Origin of the sequence: Enterobacter sp. MGH 24 (assembly GCF_000493015.1) — a bacterium.
In the GTDB taxonomy this organism is placed as follows: Bacteria; Pseudomonadota; Gammaproteobacteria; order Enterobacterales; family Enterobacteriaceae; genus Enterobacter.
Map to the genome: position 1 here is coordinate 4,114,136 of NZ_KI535657.1, position 17,502 is coordinate 4,131,637.

The following is a 17,502-nucleotide window of genomic DNA, read 5'->3' on the forward strand; positions in this document are numbered from 1 at the left end:
CCTTACACATTCCGGTTGTCGTTTAGCGTCAGACTCTGCTTAAGCGCGCTCCAGCGCACTTCGTCCTCTTCGGTGAATGCCCTGAGCGCCGAGAGGGTAAAAATCATCAAAACCGGTTTGCCCGGCGTCTGAACGGCCAGCTGTTTTTGCCAGAGGCGCTGCCCGTTACGGTCAAACGTCGTTTCAACTTCCAGCCCGTTAATTTTTCCGTCAGGCCCGGCTTTTACGTTCCGGAATTCACTCTGGGCAATTTCGCCCATCTGAGGACGCAGCACATCCCACTGGCGATGGAACTCTTGTTCATAGTCGCTGCCATCGGGGATAACGCCGCGGCTGACCACCACGGACAGCCCGCTTTCGTCATCGCGAATAATGTTCATGCTGTTATCCTGCCAGGCAGCAGGAAAAAGGGAAAACGAACCTTCCTGGAGGGTGTATTTCATAAGTGAACTCGGGATGATTAATATTGTGAGAAACAAAAAGCCAATCCATGCTGGCCCTCTGGCTGGCTGTTTTATTATTTACGCCATTGACCTGACTGTTCGACTAAAACATGGTTGCCTTTGCTGACAACCAATTTCGCGGGTGCATACGTCACGGTATAAACGATCTCGCCATTCTTGTACGTTGAGTCGATTATTTTACCTGCGGAGTCGTGCAATGTTTTTCCCTTTAAGGAGATCGTACTGTTATCACTTTTGCGCACGCCGAGATAAACCATCTGGCCACATTCGCTATCGAAATGACCGCACCTGTTTATCAGCGAAATAGCGAACTTTTCGGTATCCAGTTTTCTGATTTCAGCGTTATGAACCGAAGCGGCTTTACGTAACGTATAACGCTGCGGGGCATAATAATTTCCATTTTGAGGAGGAGTAGCTAAACGCCATTCCATTTCACTCCCCTTTATTTCCAGAACAGCACGTCCGCCTGGGCCGCCAAACGATGAGTTGAACTCAACGCTGGCACGATTGCCAGCGATCGTACCGGTAAGATTACGCTCATCATCTTCCGGGCAATCTATGCGGTTTCCTTTCTGGGATATATAGCAATAAGACCCGGTGATACGGTTGCCTGATTCAGCTAACCGCAGGGTTAACGTCGAGTCGTTCCCGAATTCGCCAGCCCACTCCCCGTCAAACGCAAGTTCTGATTGGCTGTTCGTTGCTAAATGCATCGCATTGAATCTGGCGGCCCATTGCTGAATATCGGCATTAATAACTGGGCTATTATCAGATGACCGATATTGTATAACGTCCGACTCCGGAACCACCCATGCCGCAAAGATTTTGCCGTCAGGATCGATGACCAGCGCTGACGCGTTCTCCAGATAGAGATCCTTTAGCCAGCCTTCAACAAACAATCCGCCACCTGCGGTGGTATGCGGTTCACCTAAGACATCAAAGTTATCAATAAAGGTCTGGTAATGATTTCCCAGCAACGCCTTGAGATTGTCTGTCACTTCGCTGTCGTTAACGATGCGGCTAACCGTATCGAGCTTATTGTATTGCGATAATTCAAGCGCCGATGACGCTTCAACGACGCCAGCCAATAAAGCGGTGAACAATACGGCTGCCAGATACTTTTTGGTCATAAATTATTCTGCAGAACCATTTTCGTAATTCATTGTAATTTTCACAACCTTACTGTCTTTAACCTCAAAAGAGAGCAATTTCTTACCCAATTCATAGGAAATCCACTGCTCCCCGGAATCATTTTCAACCTGGCCATCGCCGTATGCATTGTTCAGTGCTCTGATTGTTGAACCCACATGAACTCCACGCGGCGTTAAAATATCTGAGGCAGTCAGCGTAATCTGGGAGACGATATAATCATCAACGCTTCTTTCTGCTTTATCCCACCAGAGATTTGAAGTGAATATTGCTAAACCATCCTTTTGATGCTGGTAGAATTTATAGTTCGTACCGTCAAAAGGAACCTTACCGACAAAATGGCCTTCAAGCGGCACGGCAATTTTACGGGCAATATCAGGCGTCCATCTGTCGCCTAATGCGACGGGCTGGCCTTTAACCTTGACGGAAAAATCCTGTTTTGTCAGAACAGGCGGACTAACCCGCGCCAAAACCACATTGCTGCTCAGACAGGTAAACATCAGGGCAGAACAAAGAAATGTCGGAGTATGTTTTTTCACATTAATTATCATTTAATGAATATTTATTGCGCTTCTCACCGCTGGAAACACCGCCAGGACATGGAAGCAGCGTTTCTTATTCGGCGCTTATGACGACTGAACCCAGACAGTCAGGATTTTTCACGGTGAAACTGAAGCTCACCTTTTGTCCATTCATATCTTTTGGCGCTGTATAGCTGGTCACTTCGTTCTCAGAGCGGCCTCGTGGATAATCAGTTAACCTGAGCTGCGGATAGCGCTTTTTAACGGTATCAAGCGTTATGCATTGACCTGAGGAAGGTGAAAAATTCAGTAAAGGCGCCATGCCGTCGTTTTGTTTGCTTAAACGTAACCCAATTGCGTTTATGTTCGTTCCATCAGCGAGTTTGATATCGTCGGCATTGTAGAAATTGATATATTCATTTTGCCTGGTCATCTTAAACGATAACGGCGCGTTACTAAGGGTTGTAACGGATAACGTCTTAAGCGATGCACTCATCCCGGAAATAAACATCCAAAGATCCTTTTTCTGCGCGTCTCCTCCAGCCATTCCCGTCGTTAGTAACGCGATAAGCACCGCACCTGCTTTACTCATCTTTGGCCGTAAATTTCGCCTGCACCGCCGCATCAATATCCCCTTTATGCCCCGATCCCGGTGCCGTTGTGCCCGGCTTGGTGCCAGAGGTATTCAGGTGCAGCTTACCGCCCGTGGTAATATAGCCATCCCCTTCCACGAAGAAGTTAAACTCTTTGCCGATCAAATTAATCTTGCCGTTAGCATTCAGCTCAATGGCGCTTTCCCCTGAGACCAGCCGCAGCTTCGTTCCGGAAGCAATAACGTACTGCTCTACCGCCGCATCCAGCTTGCCTTTCCCCGTCAGGATCTCAGTTCCGCCTTTCACGGCCTGGGTCTGATTCGCTTCCACGCGATGCAGTTCATTTTTCTTCACGTAATGGCTGCGCTCGCCGCCGACGCTGTGCGTTTCATCATTCTTAACGCTGGTGTCCATGTTGCGCTCGGCCTGGATCCACACCTGCTCTGCGCCCGCCTTGTCCTCAAACCGCAGGGCGTTGGCGTTGTCGACGGAACCGTCTTTCGTGCGGCTCATAAAGCCCATCTGCGTCGCCGCAGCCGGCAGCGCCCACGGCGGCATGCTCGCGTCGTTGTACACGCGACCGGTAATAATCGGACGGTCCGGGTCGCCGTTGATAAAGTCCACCACCACCTCATCGCCGACGCGCGGGATCTGCACCCCGCCGTAGCCCTGGCCCGCCCACGCGCTCGACACGCGCACCCAGCAGGAGCTGGTGTCATCCCCCTTCGCCAGGCGGTCCCAGTGGAACTTCACCTTCACCCGGCCGTATTTGTCCGTCCAGATACTTTCGCCCTGCGGCCCCACCACTTTCGCGGTCTGCGGGCCGTAGGTGCGCGGCCACGCCGTGCTCTGTGCCGGACGGTACACCACCGCCGACGGGATCACCGTGAAATCGGTGCGGTGAATGGTCTCCCCCTCGCCGCTGGCGTAGCGGTTCTCTTCGAAGTGATAGCCCGCCGCCGTCACCAGATACTCCCCGTTGTCGCTGAAGAAGGGCGCGTTGGTTAACGTGAAGGTGTGCCCCGGCGCAATCCCCGCCGCCGTGGCGGTGGCCTGAATCTGCTGGTGCTCCACCTGCCAGCGCTCCTGACGGATACGGGCATAGAACTCCCCGTGCCCCTTGTCCACAAAGCGACCCGGCCAGTCGTACACGTCGATGCTCCCCGGCTTCGGCGACGCCGGGTTCTGCTGTGCCTGGAACAGCCACGCGTTCGGCTTGCGGAAGTCATAGTCGTCGAGGCTGTAAATCCCCGGCGTCACGCTGTCCTCCAGCGCCCACTGGCTGATGCCCTCCTCATCCGTACTGCCGCCGGACGGCGTCTGGTGGTAAGGAATGACCTCATAGCCGCTGAACGGCTGATGCTGCGTCGCGGCGTCGGTCAGCACCAGGGTGTGTTTGTCGGCCTCGTGGCGGAAGTGATAGGCAATCCCCTCCAGCTCCATCAGGCGGCTGATAAAGTCCAGGCTCGATTCCTGATACTGCACGCAGTAGTCCCACACCCGGTAGCTGCCGGTAAGTTTGTCTTCGAGGTTAACCTGATGCTCACCCAGCAGAGTTTTGACAATCTGCGGTACCGTCTGCCCCTGGAAGATACGCAGGTTACGGTCGCGCTTCATCGGCCACAGGTCCGGCTCCACCGTCAGCTGGTACACCGCGTAGCGGGTGCCCGTCAGCTCCACGGCGCTCACCGCCACGCGCGTCACCTTGCCGTTGATATAGCGGGGGGTGAGCAGGTTCTGCGTGGGGATGGTCACCGTGACCGGCTGGCCCAGCAGCTTGCTGCGGTCAATGCGCGCGTCTGTGCCGAGAAGGGTCAGCGTCAGCGCGAACGACTCGGACATCGCCTCGCGGCCGGAGAGTTTCCAGAAGAGCAGCCCCTCAACCGGGAGCTGGACGGTAATTCGGTTGAGCATAATCTTTATTCCACTATGGACTCATCTCAGTTTTCATTGAGATATTTTTTATTAAATATCGTGCTTATTTAAGCCATAAACCTGAAAACATAAGGACGCTACCCAGGGAAACCAGGCATTTAGCAACGATAAGTAAGCCAGGCGCAACGACGCGTGTTATAGACGATATTGCTTCATAATTTTTAGCATTGTATTTTTTGTGCCTCCCTATAATCCCGGAAAAGATCGTGCAGAGCAGCACAACGGTAACTTTTAGTCCCCATACGCAGAGCAAAGACATGGAAAAGATAATCGAATACTGTTTCGCCGTGGCGACGGAGAACAATGACATTGACAGAGCTAACCATTTCAACGTAAAACCAATAACAACCGTAGCCACCAGCACCAGAACAAACATCAACCCGGCCAGGAACCATTGTTTTTTATTGAACAGATCTTTTCCATTCCAGATATGAACCAAAGTGATAAGAATGAAAAATATACAACCAATCCATTTCACCATTCATTCTCCACTCTTATTGTTCGTCACCATACAAACAATAAAATAAAATCAGCCGGAGCCATGACATTCACATCTTATCAGATATTAAAACGAAAACCCTTGATCACTTGCGATATCTTTTTTGTCTTTTCAAATATTCCAAAGCTTGTTCATGCGGAAGAATAATCTTTAATCCTTGTCCCATCTGCGAAGCTATATAGTTAGCATTAGATAAATGTTCAGCAAGCTCGGCATATGTTGTATCAAATTCTTTGGACGCGAGTACTCCAAGATTCAATGCATGTAATTTACTTTTATCTTTTTCAGCACCGATTAAGAGCGATTTAATATAATCCAACTGGCACTTCACCATAACATATAGTGAAGAATCAGGTTTTATTTCCAATCGTTGATTGGTTATATCAATGGCATCATTAATGTAATCCAGACCAGTATAGTTTTCTTTATTCATGTGCAATCCTTACACCGATTTTTATCTTGAAAAATACGCTATCCTTCCACCTTATTTGCTGGCAAGCTCGTTTTTTGACCGACCCAATGTCAGATTCAGGAAAACAACATCACCTAAGTATTTTAACAATACTTTCAAATTAGCATGTAAATCAATCAACATCCCCATCATGAAAATATATTTAACATTAAACCTTAAAATTCATTGGGGTATTTCATCTTGAGATTTTGTTGCTTTATTTTGTAATTGGCCTCAACCTCATGCGGCAGCCTAACCTTTAACCCTCGGCGGATTTGATCCACAATAAACCAGGCATCAGACAACCTTTCAAAAAACAACTCATCACAATTATCAAACTCCTTCACTGCATACATACCGAAAGTCATTTTCCATAATTTCGCCTTGTCCTTTTCCTTGCCTTCGATTAAATCCCGTAGAAATAATAATTGTTGTACAATAGAGTCGTACATTTGTAAAAGAGGGGCATGGGGATTGAGATTTTTTACCTCAGCATATCTCTTTTTTGCTAATATTAATGCTTTATCAACATAATTTAGAGCTGTCATTTCATTCATTATATGGAGGAAAAATATCACGCTTAGTGGTAAACCATTATGTCCCACCACCTTCTGTCTGGAAAGGTTTGTCTGGTACAGACCAGGTGTCCAAGGCTGGTGTGGCACTACTTCGAAGCATTTCTACTTTTTGTTGCGCCTGATAAGCTTTTACTTCTTTAGGAACAATTAACCCCGTATCCCTGACCTGTCCTTCTGGGTTAATGCCAAGTTTTATGGCAGGGGTCGATTCGTCAAGAGAATACCAGTTTCCTTGCCAATTATCTGGGGATTGATTCTGATAGGCTATTTTATCTTTATTGATTGTTTCAATTGTCACACTCTGCTCAAGATCTATACCGGTGCGATAAGCTGGTATTTTACTTACTTCCACAACCTGAGAACGCATAAAATCATCAACAATTTTTTGATTTGCACGGATATTAATATCTCTATTAAGATCGCCCGTACGTCCAAATGGTACGACACTGACGCCGGGATAACGGTGAAATCGGTGCGGTGAATGGTTTCCCCCTCACCGCTCGCATAGCGGTTCTCCTCGAAGTGGTAGCCCGCCGCCGTGGCCTGTCTCCACAAAGCGGCCCGGCCAGTCGTACACGTCGATGCTGCCCGGTTTCGGGGACGCCGGGTTCTGCTGCGCCTGGAAAAGCCACGTGTTCGGCTAACAAAACATTAGGTACAGACATAGAAAGAGGCACGGTACAATACCCGTGCCCGATGACTAATATAATTATAAAAAATTATCCTATGGAGCTCTATCGAACAGTTCACCTGCCATTTTGGCGATACGTTCGTGCTGTACGAGTTTGCTTTTCCACTCCTGCGGAATACCGGAATAACCATATAATGCTCCTGCGATTTGTCCCGCTGTCGCCGCAACGCTGTCAGCATCATCAGCAAGATTGGCGGCCAGCAGAATCGCATCCCGAAAGTTATCAGTATTCCATACGGACCACATCGCGGCCTCAAGCGTATCGATAACATAACCACTTGAACGAATCTGATCGCGAGTTTTTTGCTTATATTCACCCACGTTGATAATCATTACACGTGGCTGTAGCGGCATGACGTGAGGAGAAAAAACAAAATCCTTATTGCTACCGTTAATCATATGCACAAGTAAATAACTTAAATACTGTGTGCTATTTATTGCTTCCGCGGCTCCGTGCGTTGCTATACTTTGTTTTTTAGCCTCATAAAACGCTTTACTTAATGACTTTCTAAAAAAAATAGAGACAGGTGCTTGTCTGATAATGGAAGCATTACCTGCAGTTTCTGGCGCAGTATTACCGCTCCATCCAGGACCAACAGTTAAATATTGCTCTAAAGCATACCGAGTTGTATTGCCTATATCAAAACAGACGCCATTTGAACTATTATAACCATGCTGATACCATTCCAGTAGTTTATTCCTGAAGCATATAGTATCAGCATCACCTTTCTCAAGAAGCGTTTCCGCAAGACATAATGCCATGGATGTATCATCCGTCCATTCACCTGCGCGGAGTCGAAATGGCCCACCACCTGTCATATCTTTGACATGTGCTTTGTCACGAGGTAAAAATTCGAGCGTCGTACCAATAGCATCTCCAACAGCAAGACCTATAAGCGCACCGACAGCACGATCGCGTGATTCCGCGAGTGAGATGTTACATTGTGGTGTTAAGTCCCATTGTTCTTGTACATTACTATTCGAGGATGATTCTAAGGGCTTATTATCATAAGTATACTGCATCCTTCGCTGAACCAAAGGGCTGCTAACGGGTAAGTATTGTCGATATTTGTCCACATACTTTAGTAACGTATTTAAATCACTGTGCAGATCGATCATTATAATTCCTTATATGTAAGCGCGGTTTTACCACCAGCATCAACACGCTCAACAACTTCAAATTTGGTACCTGGTTTGAAAAGCACTTCAGTTTCAGTTCCTTTATATTCAGAAAGAAAATCAATAGGCTTACCCGTTTTACCATTTATCGTAATGGTGGTATCTCCTGAAAAAGGAACTTTCTGATCGGTGCTCATAAATGCTGGGTCAGAAACAATACTACCCACCTGATTTTCCATTAGTACGTTTTCAGGTAACGTCGCGCCTCGATATGTTAACCCCTCATAGGAAGGAAGCTTATCAAGAGCGCTAGTAGCGTGATCCGCAAAAGCTTGAATTTCTGGTGTAAGTTCAGTCTGGCCTCTTAGCGCATTGTTAACCATCGGATAGCCTTCATTCGTAGTATAACCGTAAAGAGCCCCTACCTCATCATCGGTTAGCAGAGAGGAGAGTCGTTTATCCCCTTGTTCAGCCAGTTGTCTTCCCTTCGTTACCCATGTATTCGCCAGGTCTTTACCTACAGCCTCGGATAAACTCATCTTCGGTTTATTTAAAGCTGTAGCGCCTAATGGACTTGCTTCGACAGGTCTAACTGCCGGTATTTTACCAGCCCGCCACGCATCAAACCGTGCCCCGCCTTTAATGCCAGCCCCGCCGCCGATAACAGAGCCGATCAGCATCCCCCATTTCTGACCGTCGCTACCTTCGCCAAACAGCATTCCCCCCGCATAGCTACCAACAGTGCCACCGCCCATCGCACCGAGGGTACTCAGAAGTGCGATTGCCGGACTGGCCAGCACCGCCATCGCTCCTGCACCAACGGCGAGCATCGTCCAGTTTACCCATTCAGGGATTTCAGGACTTATTTCATCGGTCTGAACTTTGCTTCCACCAATAATAACATTACGCGATCCCTGACTAATCTCGGCGCTGCAAGTCAACTTATCGCCAATGCGGGAGGCGGGAAAGTTGTTGATGTAAACTTTTATCGATCCTTCCGCAACCCGTTGCAGGCTACCGCTGTGCTCATCACACTCTCCGGCTGACAGATGCGCGCGGATAGCCTTTCGGCTGTTGATAAAGACATTGGGTGAACCTTCTTTTAGCGCACCGGTAGTATGGCGTGGAGCCCATGACATACTGCCGAGGAGCTCACCCAACCCACCCGCAGCACATGCCCCAGCCGCAACGGCAGAAACAGCAACCAGCGCGGTCCCTCCGGTCACGACAACGGCAGCTGCGCCCAGAATTGCCCCACCAACCAACCCTGCGATCATCCAACCTTTTGAGGCTGTATGAGCAATCTCATCATCTACGCGTGCGGCCAGACATTCTGACATAACTATTCGGCTCGCTGTGCCATCAGATACCCACGTATCCGATCGGGTGTATTAAGTTGGTCAGAACCAGAGACCTGGCGGCATACGGAAAGCTGTGAATGTAAGTGATGTGACTCGTCTGCGAAAGTCGTCCACAGCGCGTAACGAAGGGGTTGGCTGCCCGGAACGGGTGCAATACTGAGCGGTTTACCCTGTTTTTCAAAAAGCAAATACTGCCCCTCTTTCGCCCGCTGAAGCGAAAGATGTCCATAAAGTTCCTGAATATTTTCAAAAACACTAAGTACCTTACTCTCAACATCAAGCGCAAAAAATGGCCCCAGGCTGTCGGCAGCGAGCATTTCTTTAGTTTCGGTCAGAGCTGGTTTGTGGAATTTAATACTGCGAATAATTTCCCGGTATTGATTATGATAATAATCGCTAAATTCGCCCGGACATGTGCCAATATAACACACCAGCTTTTGTCCGCCAGGATGGTCACCGAGCAAAATCACCGTCTGCTTCTGAAAGATGGCTGAGTTATCATTTTTAAATTGATAAAAAAGCTCTACCGCCGGGTGACCATCAACAGAAGTCATCTGAGAGGATTCAAGACGAAAATCGGGCACCGTGATTTCCAGCTCTCGTACCAGGCGAGTTGCCGCATCATGAACTTTATCTTCATGTTTAGCACTCGCACGAGAAACAACAAAAGTAAACTCGCTTGCTCCATTATCACTCAGGGTAAATAAATTCATTGTTCTGTCTTTAAATACATCGGGTAAGGCGAGAGTTGCTTCCTGAAGAATATATTCGGCCATTCTGATCACTCTTACTTATTGGCATTAATTACAAAAAAACCATCTACTTCCTGCTGGATTTCACCCTGAAGGGATGCGCCAGGCGGAACGATGACGTTTCGTCCATCATCAGGGTTCAGGTGCAACTCGCCGGAAAGTGTATTAATTTGTGCAGTCTGTTTTGCAGTAAAGTTAAAGTTATTACCAATGATATGAACGCTACCGTCTTTGGATAGCTCAAGGGCACTCTCACCACATTCCAGTCTCAGTGTATTCCCTGCGGAAAGTATAAAGTTGTTAACGACTTTATCGGTTCGACTCTTACCCGTCAGGCATATCACATCGCCTTTAATTCCTGATTTCTGGTTTTTCGCTACCCGTAACGTTTCATCTTCACCAACAAACTGGGTACGATTTTTTTCAGTAGAATGCGACTCGTCGTTTTTGACGTTAATATCCAGATTCCGCTCGGCCTGGATCCACACCTGCTCTGCACCCGCCTTGTCCTCAAAGCGCAGGGCGTTGGCATTGTCGACTGAACCGTCTTTCGTGCGGCTCATAAAGCCCATCTGCGTCGCGGCAGCCGGCAGCGCCCACGGCGGCATGCTTGCTTCGTTGTATACGCGGCCGGTGATAATCGGACGGTCCGGGTCGCCGTTGATAAAGTCCACCACCACCTCATCGCCGACGCGCGGGATTTGCACCCCGCCGTAGCCCTGGCCCGCCCAGGCGCTCGACACGCGCACCCAGCAGGAGCTGGTGTCATCGCCCTTCGCCAGACGGTCCCAGTGGAACTTCACCTTCACGCGGCCATATTTGTCCGTCCAGATACTCTCCCCCTGCGGTCCCACGACTTTCGCCGTCTGCGGGCCGTAGGTGCGCGGCCACGCCGTGCTCTGCGCCGGACGGTAGGACACCGACGCCGGGATAACGGTGAAATCGGTGCGGTGAATGGTTTCCCCCTCACCGCTCGCGTAGCGGTTCTCCTCGAAGTGGTAGCCCGCCGCCGTGACCAGATACTCACCGTTGTCGCTGAAGAACGGCGCGTTGGTTAACGTGAAGGTGTGTCCCGGCGCAATCCCCGCCGCCGTGGCGGTGGCCTGAATCTGCTGGTGCTCCACCTGCCAGCGCTCCTGACGGATACGGGCATAGAACTCCCCGTGCCCCTTATCCACAAAGCGACCCGGCCAGTCGTACACGTCGATGCTCCCCGGCTTCGGCGACGCCGGGTTCTGCTGGGCCTGGAACAGCCACGCGTTCGGCTTGCGGAAGTCATAGTCGTCGAGGCTGTAAATCCCCGGCGTCACGCTGTCCTCCAGCGCCCACTGGCTGATGCCCTCCTCATCCGTACTGCCGCCGGACGGCGTCTGGTGGTAAGGAATGACCTCATAGCCGCTGAACGGCTGATGCTGCGTCGCGGCGTCGGTCAGCACCAGGGTGTGTTTGTCGGCCTCGTGGCGGAAGTGATAGGCAATCCCCTCCAGCTCCATCAGGCGGCTGATGAAGTCCAGGCTCGACTCCTGATACTGCACGCAGTAGTCCCACACCCGGTAGCTGCCGGTGAGCTTATCCTCAACGTTAACCTGATGCTCACCCAGCAGGGTTTTTACAATCTGCGGCACCGTCTGCCCCTGGAAGATACGCAGGTTACGGTCGCGCTTCATCGGCCACAGGTCCGGCTCCACCGTCAGCTGGTACACCGCGTAGCGGGTGCCCGTCAGCTCAACGGCGCTCACCGCCACGCGCGTGACTTTGCCGTTGATATAGCGGGAGGTGAGCAGGTTCTGCGTCGGGATGGTCACCGTGACCGGCTGACCGAGCAATTTGCTGCGGTCGATGCGCGCGTCGGTGCCAAGCAGGGTCAGCGTCAGCGCGAACGACTCGGACATCGCCTCACGGCCGGAGAGTTTCCAGAAGAGCAGCCCCTCGACCGGGAGCTGAACGGTAATTCGGTTGAGCATAATCTGTATTCCATATAGCTTATGCGATTCAGAAAAGAGGTTCGCATCTATGCATGAGCGTCATTTATATATCAAAGTGAATGAGTTCTTTCTCTTTTGCCCATTAAGTAAACAAGAGAATATACTTTCAGCAGTTCCGAGATAACAAACAATCCTAAACTTACCCAGACACTTGAAATACCAAATACACTTATCAGCAGTGGGAAAATAGAAACCGAACATCTGAACGAAATTAGACGAAATATTTCCTGAACAAGGGCAAATTTAATCGCAACGTCTTTTCTTTTAAAAAAGAGCCAGGACGAACCAAAAAGTGAAAGCAACAAGAGCAAATCACATATAAAAAAGAGTGTTACGATAAAGTTGTAACCGCCTCCGGAAACCACACCCGAGGTTTCTGTGAACGCGATTATATCTGAAATGAAGGGAATCCTGTCTTGGCGAAGCGAATTTACACAATAAAGCAAAAGAGCCAGTACATCCATGCATCCCCAGAAATACCATAATTTACTTTTTAAATTCATAATCCTCTTCTCTGACTCCAGGTATCCATTGCCAGGATTTACCGCTTACAGCCCAGGCATCATCCCCTTCCTGATACTTTTGATAAATCGATCGCTGCTCCCCAAATCGCCTGATGACCGACTTTTCAGATAATAATGCGCGCGAATCGCCATCTAAATCGCCGGGTAAAGGAGTCCAGTGTTGGATTTTGTCCCGCGAGGTATTCATATAATCTTTACCATCAGAACCAAATACTCGCCCCTCATCCCCCATACTCGTCAGCCGGTTAATCGCCATAATCACGACATTTTTCGTGCCATGATAATCATTATCTACCGTCTTCCAGTATCCCGGGCCATATTTAGCCGTGGAGGGGACAAAAGCATCTCTCGTTGGCGCGGGTTTTCCAAACAGCGCAACATTATGTCGGTATCTTTCGAGGACATAGTTTACAAAAGCCGGACGATACATAGCCTCATCTACACAAAATAACTCTCCTGATTCAGAGATATAAAAGGGGTAGATGGCTTTCGTTCGTTGGCGACGATCGATTAACACAACTTCGCCTGAATCAATTAAGCGTTCAATCTTATTAAGATTCTGCGCGTAAAGCGGATCAAACACCGCGTTAGGGTTAAATTCGAAGCGATGTCGTAACGTCAATCCATCGATGCTGTGAAACGGATTTGATGCTCCGCGCACAACGACAAATTCACGCCCTATATCGCTCCGTGCATAAACAGGAGAGACAATCTTTTCGAATTCCTTTGGACGAAGCCTTTGGCTTCGAAGATCGTACACTTCCATAAGGATCCCTGTTTATCGTATTTACGGATTCACCAGCCAGGTGCCCGGCTTGGTGATATCCAGCGTCTGGCCACGCGTTCTTCCGTTGCCCTGTAGTTCAATCTTCACTTCACCGGCTGGCAGCTTGAGCGATGCATAGCCGTTGGTCGCCGGGCGCAGCGCTTTTGGCTCGCCGTTCACTTTCAGCGTTTCGCCTTCGAGGATGCGGATATAGACCAACGCAACGGGGCTGGCCTCGACAGGCGGTGGAGTCTGTTCCGCCGTCGCCTGCTCGTTAACCTTCACCGTTTCCGGCTTCGCGTCCGGCGCGTTCGCGACGGTTTCAGTCGGACGCGTCTCTGCCGGTGCTTGTGCAGCCTGCTCAGGAGCATCATTACCGCCGCTGAACAGCATCGCCCCGGCGACAACACCCACCAGAAGGCCCGCGGCAACCATGCCCGGGATCTTGTAGCGGCGCCAGTCGAGCAGTGAAGCCGGTTTCTCGTCTTCAACCGGAACCAGCATCGTGCCGGGCTTTTTCGCCGTCAGCACGTCGTTGATACCGGCGACCGGCATCTCTATCAGCGCGGCGAACTCGTCGATTGACTGCGGACGGTCCTCCATGTGCAGCGCCAGCGCGCGGTCGATGGCCTGAAGCAGCGGAATGGAATAGCCCTGCGGCATCAGCTCGACCAGCGGTTTACAGGTGTCCTGAATGGAGCGCACCACGCTGACCGGCGGCGGCGACCCCACAATCAGGGTACGGAGCACGGCGCCCAGGGCGTAAATATCCGTCCACGGACCCTGCTCGCTTTCGTTGTCGTCGGTGTACTGCTCAATCGGCGCAAAGCCCGGGCGCAGCATGGTTTCCGTTTCGTCAGAGAGGTTACCGATGGTGCGGCGCGCAGAGCCAAAATCGAGCAGTACCGGCAGGCCGTTATCCTGGATCTGAATGTTATCCAGAGAAATATCGCGGTGCAGGTAGCCTTCGTCGTGAATGGTCTTGATCGCGCCAAACAGCATCGGCAGCGTGCGGCGGATCCAGGCTTCGTTGATCAGCTCCGGCTTTTCTTCGCGCAGGCGCGAAAGCGTGGTTCCGCTGTAGAACAGCGTCCCCATGTAGGCCGTGTCGTTTTGCACCCAGAAACGCAGGACGTGCAGCAGGTTCGGGTGGTTAAAGCGCGCCAGCAGACGGGCTTCCTGAATAAAGCTGTTGAGACCGGCGGAAAACGCTTTGCCAAAGCGCTCGCTGCGCAGCACCAGGGTCATGTCGTCGCCGCGCACGGCGAGCGAGGAAGGCATAAATTCTTTGATAGCGATAGTGCGTTCGAGCTGGTGATCCCACGCGCGATAGACGATGCCAAAACCGCCGCCGCCGATCACCTCTTTGATTTCAAACTCGTTGAAGCGGTACCCGACCGGGAGCGCGTTTGGGACAGTCCGATTGTTATCATTATCCGTCATCTTTTACAGTTCTCTTGATGATTATTACGCGGCAAACTGACAGTGAAACTCGCCCTGCTCGCAGGTGACGTGCAGACGTCGGTACTGCTCGTCGCTGCGGCTGGCGGTAAGTAAGATCTGGCTCATCTGAGGCAGCAAGGTGTTAGTCAGAATAGCGTCCACCATGCGGCCGCCGGACTCCACCTCGGTACAGCGCTGAACAATCTGTTCCACTACGCTGTCGTCAAACTCAGAAATGATGCTGTGATTCTCTTCCAGACGACGCTGGATGCGCTTAAGCTGCAGGCGAACTATCTGCCCCAGCATCTCGTCGCTGAGCGGGTAGTACGGCACCACCAGCAGACGGCCCAGCAGCGCCGGTGGGAACACCTCCAGCAGCGGCTGGCGCAGGGCGCCGCTCAGGGCGTCCGGCTCCGGCATCAGCTCCGGATCGGCGCACATGGCGCTGATAAGGTCGGTGCCAACGTTGGAGGTCAGAATAATTATGGTGTTACGGAAATCAATGTGTCGCCCCTCGCCGTCTTCCATCCAGCCTTTGTCGAAGACCTGGAAGAAGATCTCGTGAACGTCCGGGTGCGCTTTTTCAATTTCGTCCAGCAGCACCACGCTGTACGGACGGCGGCGAACGGCCTCGGTTAACACGCCGCCTTCACCATACCCTACGTATCCCGGAGGCGCACCTTTTAAGGTGGAAACGGTGTGCGCTTCCTGGAACTCGCTCATGTTAATGGTGATAACGTTCTGCTCGCCGCCGTACAGGGATTCCGCCAGCGCCAGCGCGGTTTCGGTTTTACCGACCCCGGACGGGCCGCACAGCATAAAGACGCCCACCGGTTTGTTCGGGTCGTCCAGCTTCGCTCGCGAGGTTTTCACCCGGCGGGCAATGAGATCCAGACCGTGACGCTGGCCGATAACGCGCTGGTTCAGCGTGTCGGCGAGGTTGAGCACCGCGTCGATCTCGTTTTTTACCATCCGGCCCAGCGGGATCCCGGTCCAGTCAGAGACCACGGCGGCGACCACGTTTTCATCCACCGCCGCAAACAGCAGCGGTTCATCACCCTGTAAGGCGTTCAGCGCCTGCTGCTGTTCCGCCAGCTGGGCGCGCAGCTCAGCGCTATCTTCATCGCCCGCCGCGAACAGCGCCGCGCGCAGGCGAATAATCTCCTGCACCAGGCTGCGCTCTTCTTCCCAGCGCCGGGACAGGGCTTCGCGTTTTGTTTCATACGCGTCGCGTTCGGCGATTAAGGCCGTCACGCGATCGGCATCACCGGCGCCGACGCGCGCTTCGCGTTCAGCGATCTCAATTTCCACGTCCAGCGCGGCAAGGTGGCGCAGGCAGTCTTCCAGCTGCGCAGGCGGCGCGCTCTGGCTGACCGCGACGCGGGCGCAGGCGGTGTCGAGCAGCGCAACGGCTTTATCCGGCAGCTGACGCGCCGGAATGTAGCGATGCGACAGCTTCACCGCCGCGCTGACCGCTTCGTCGAGCAGCAGCACCTGGTGGTGCGTCTCAAGCGGCGACACGGTGCTGCGCAGCATCAGAATGGCTTTCGCTTCGTCCGGCTCGTGCACCTGCACCGTCTGGAAACGACGGGTCAGCGCCGGGTCTTTCTCGATGTATTTTTTGTATTCCGCCCAGGTGGTAGCCCCAATGGTGCGCAGCTGTCCGCGCGCCAGCGCAGGCTTCAGCAGGTTCGCCGCATCGCCGGTCCCCTGCTGGCCGCCTGCGCCAATCAGGGTGTGGATCTCATCGATAAACAGAATGATTGGCGTGGCGCTGGACTGGACTTCATTAATGAGCGCCTGCAGACGGGCCTCAAACTCGCCTTTCATGCCTGCGCCAGCCTGCAGCATGCCGATATCCAGCAGCCACAGCTGAATATTTTGCAGCGGCTCCGGGACGTCGCCGTCGGCGATACGCAGCGCCAGCCCTTCCACCACCGCCGTTTTGCCGACCCCGGCTTCCCCGGTCAACAGCGGGTTGTTCTGGCGGCGGCGCATCAGGATATCCACCATCTGGCGGATCTCCTCGTCGCGCCCGACAACCGGGTCAATCTTCCCTTCGCGGGCGCGGGCGGTCAGGTCCTGGCCGTACTGGGCCAGCGTCCCCTGCGCCGCCGGTACCGCACCCGCCGGTGCGTCGACGGCGGCAGCGGCCTGCTGGGTCTCTTTGCTGTTGGCGCAAATCGCGTCGAACTGCTCAATCAGCACCTCGACGTTAAGGCGGGTAAACTGCGCCGAAATGCTTTTCAGCACGTTGGCCAGATTCCAGGTTTTCAGCATGCCGATCAGCAAATGGCCGCCGCGAATACGGCTGACGCCAAACTTCAGCGAGCCGAAGACCCAGGCGCGCTCCACGGCGCTGTCGATATGCTCGGAGAGATCGGAAACGGAACTGGCACCCCGTGGAAGGACATCCAGTGCCGCAACAATATCGCGCGTCAGCTGCTGTTCATCGAGGGCAAAGTGGCGGATGACCTGCTGCAGATCGCCATCCTGCTGCTGCATCAGCTGATGCAGCCAGTGCACCAGCTCAACATAGGGGTTGCCGCGCAGCTTGCAGAACGCAGTCGCGCTTTCCAGAGAGGTAAATAACAGCGTATCCAGTTTGCCGAAAAGCACGGCACGGCTAATTTCTGACATGTTAGTTTCCATTAACAATGATTCGGTATAC

The 17,502-nt window shown here is 52.1% G+C and carries 17 protein-coding genes and 1 pseudogene; all 18 read right to left on the reverse strand.

All coding sequences use genetic code 11. From position 1 onward, the window contains the following. Positions 1-2: 2 nt before the first annotated feature. On the reverse strand, positions 3-443 hold the full coding sequence (locus L370_RS02725; protein WP_023330599.1) for a DcrB-related protein: 441 nt from the start codon (positions 441-443) through the stop codon (positions 3-5). Between the two features lie 74 nt (positions 444-517). Next, positions 518-1,594, reverse strand: a complete 1,077-nt coding sequence (locus L370_RS02720) for a hypothetical protein (RefSeq protein WP_023336008.1) — start codon at positions 1,592-1,594, stop codon at positions 518-520. 3 nt (positions 1,595-1,597) lie between these two features. Next, positions 1,598-2,152 carry a hypothetical protein gene (locus L370_RS02715; protein ID WP_255344019.1) on the reverse strand — a complete coding sequence of 185 codons (555 nt, stop codon included), beginning with the start codon at positions 2,150-2,152 and terminating at the stop codon, positions 1,598-1,600. A gap of 76 nt (positions 2,153-2,228) precedes the next feature. After that, entirely contained in the window at positions 2,229-2,726 is a 498-nt protein-coding gene (locus L370_RS02710; RefSeq protein ID WP_255344020.1) for a hypothetical protein, read from the reverse strand. After that, positions 2,719-4,641, reverse strand: coding sequence for a type VI secretion system Vgr family protein (locus L370_RS02705; RefSeq protein ID WP_023336011.1), 1,923 nt, complete (start codon positions 4,639-4,641; stop codon positions 2,719-2,721). The genes L370_RS02710 and L370_RS02705 overlap by 8 nt, the downstream gene beginning before the upstream one ends. 64 nt (positions 4,642-4,705) lie before the next feature. Beyond that, positions 4,706-5,143: a hypothetical protein gene (locus L370_RS02700; protein WP_023336012.1), complete on the reverse strand. Its 438-nt coding sequence runs from the start codon at positions 5,141-5,143 to the stop codon at positions 4,706-4,708. 103 nt (positions 5,144-5,246) lie between these two features. Then, positions 5,247-5,594, reverse strand: coding sequence for an immunity protein Tsi6 family protein (locus tag L370_RS02695; protein WP_023336013.1), 348 nt, complete (start codon positions 5,592-5,594; stop codon positions 5,247-5,249). A gap of 194 nt (positions 5,595-5,788) precedes the next feature. After that, complete coding sequence (locus L370_RS0122190; protein ID WP_032666733.1) at positions 5,789-6,169, reverse strand: immunity protein Tsi6 family protein; 381 nt, start codon at positions 6,167-6,169, stop codon at positions 5,789-5,791. A gap of 37 nt (positions 6,170-6,206) precedes the next feature. Beyond that, on the reverse strand, positions 6,207-6,596 hold the full coding sequence (locus tag L370_RS23025; protein ID WP_081706869.1) for a polymorphic toxin type 46 domain-containing protein: 390 nt from the start codon (positions 6,594-6,596) through the stop codon (positions 6,207-6,209). 32 nt (positions 6,597-6,628) lie between these two features. Then, positions 6,629-6,830, reverse strand: a pseudogene (locus tag L370_RS23735) (type VI secretion system tip protein VgrG); the annotation flags it as partial. An 84-nt stretch (positions 6,831-6,914) separates the two neighbouring features. Beyond that, positions 6,915-8,000: an ADP-ribosylarginine hydrolase Tri1 gene (tri1, locus tag L370_RS02690; protein WP_017384284.1), complete on the reverse strand. Its 1,086-nt coding sequence runs from the start codon at positions 7,998-8,000 to the stop codon at positions 6,915-6,917. Next, on the reverse strand, positions 8,000-9,340 hold the full coding sequence (locus tag L370_RS02685) for a PAAR domain-containing protein (RefSeq protein WP_023336015.1): 1,341 nt from the start codon (positions 9,338-9,340) through the stop codon (positions 8,000-8,002). The genes tri1 and L370_RS02685 overlap by 1 nt, the downstream gene beginning before the upstream one ends. A 2-nt stretch (positions 9,341-9,342) precedes the next feature. Next, a complete protein-coding gene (locus L370_RS02680) occupies positions 9,343-10,137 on the reverse strand; it encodes a DcrB-related protein (RefSeq protein WP_017384286.1) in 795 nt (264 codons plus the stop codon). Between the two features lie 11 nt (positions 10,138-10,148). Then, entirely contained in the window at positions 10,149-12,077 is a 1,929-nt protein-coding gene (locus L370_RS02675) for a type VI secretion system Vgr family protein (protein ID WP_023336016.1), read from the reverse strand. A 71-nt stretch (positions 12,078-12,148) separates the two neighbouring features. After that, positions 12,149-12,601 (reverse strand): hypothetical protein, encoded by a 453-nt coding sequence (locus L370_RS23030; protein ID WP_071787465.1) that lies wholly within the window; start codon positions 12,599-12,601, stop codon positions 12,149-12,151. Next, on the reverse strand, positions 12,585-13,388 hold the full coding sequence (locus L370_RS02670) for a DUF8093 domain-containing protein (protein ID WP_023336017.1): 804 nt from the start codon (positions 13,386-13,388) through the stop codon (positions 12,585-12,587). The genes L370_RS23030 and L370_RS02670 overlap by 17 nt, the downstream gene beginning before the upstream one ends. Positions 13,389-13,409: 21 nt before the next feature. Next, on the reverse strand, positions 13,410-14,831 hold the full coding sequence (locus L370_RS02665) for a serine/threonine protein kinase (RefSeq protein WP_023336018.1): 1,422 nt from the start codon (positions 14,829-14,831) through the stop codon (positions 13,410-13,412). A 24-nt stretch (positions 14,832-14,855) separates the two neighbouring features. Then, the gene (tssH, locus tag L370_RS02660; protein WP_023336019.1) at positions 14,856-17,471 is read right to left on the reverse strand and encodes a type VI secretion system ATPase TssH; all 2,616 of its coding nucleotides are present in this window, start codon (positions 17,469-17,471) and stop codon (positions 14,856-14,858) included. Positions 17,472-17,502: the final 31 nt, after the last annotated feature.

Excerpts from the sequence above, each read along its gene's own strand:
- L370_RS02725 (WP_023330599.1), bottom strand. The coding sequence starts at position 443 with ATGAAATACACCCTCCAGGAAGGTTCGTTTTCCCTTTTTCCTGCTGCC.
- L370_RS02720 (WP_023336008.1), bottom strand. The coding sequence starts at position 1,594 with ATGACCAAAAAGTATCTGGCAGCCGTATTGTTCACCGCTTTATTGGCT.
- L370_RS02710 (WP_255344020.1), bottom strand. The coding sequence starts at position 2,726 with ATGAGTAAAGCAGGTGCGGTGCTTATCGCGTTACTAACGACGGGAATG.
- L370_RS02705 (WP_023336011.1), bottom strand. The coding sequence starts at position 4,641 with ATGCTCAACCGAATTACCGTCCAGCTCCCGGTTGAGGGGCTGCTCTTC.
- L370_RS02700 (WP_023336012.1), bottom strand. The coding sequence starts at position 5,143 with ATGGTGAAATGGATTGGTTGTATATTTTTCATTCTTATCACTTTGGTT.
- L370_RS02695 (WP_023336013.1), bottom strand. The coding sequence starts at position 5,594 with ATGAATAAAGAAAACTATACTGGTCTGGATTACATTAATGATGCCATT.
- L370_RS0122190 (WP_032666733.1), bottom strand. The coding sequence starts at position 6,169 with ATGAATGAAATGACAGCTCTAAATTATGTTGATAAAGCATTAATATTA.
- tri1 (WP_017384284.1), bottom strand. The coding sequence starts at position 8,000 with ATGATCGATCTGCACAGTGATTTAAATACGTTACTAAAGTATGTGGAC.
- L370_RS02685 (WP_023336015.1), bottom strand. The coding sequence starts at position 9,340 with ATGTCAGAATGTCTGGCCGCACGCGTAGATGATGAGATTGCTCATACA.
- L370_RS02680 (WP_017384286.1), bottom strand. The coding sequence starts at position 10,137 with ATGGCCGAATATATTCTTCAGGAAGCAACTCTCGCCTTACCCGATGTA.
- L370_RS02675 (WP_023336016.1), bottom strand. The coding sequence starts at position 12,077 with ATGCTCAACCGAATTACCGTTCAGCTCCCGGTCGAGGGGCTGCTCTTC.
- L370_RS23030 (WP_071787465.1), bottom strand. The coding sequence starts at position 12,601 with ATGAATTTAAAAAGTAAATTATGGTATTTCTGGGGATGCATGGATGTA.
- L370_RS02670 (WP_023336017.1), bottom strand. The coding sequence starts at position 13,388 with ATGGAAGTGTACGATCTTCGAAGCCAAAGGCTTCGTCCAAAGGAATTC.
- L370_RS02665 (WP_023336018.1), bottom strand. The coding sequence starts at position 14,831 with ATGACGGATAATGATAACAATCGGACTGTCCCAAACGCGCTCCCGGTC.
- tssH (WP_023336019.1), bottom strand. The coding sequence starts at position 17,471 with ATGTCAGAAATTAGCCGTGCCGTGCTTTTCGGCAAACTGGATACGCTG.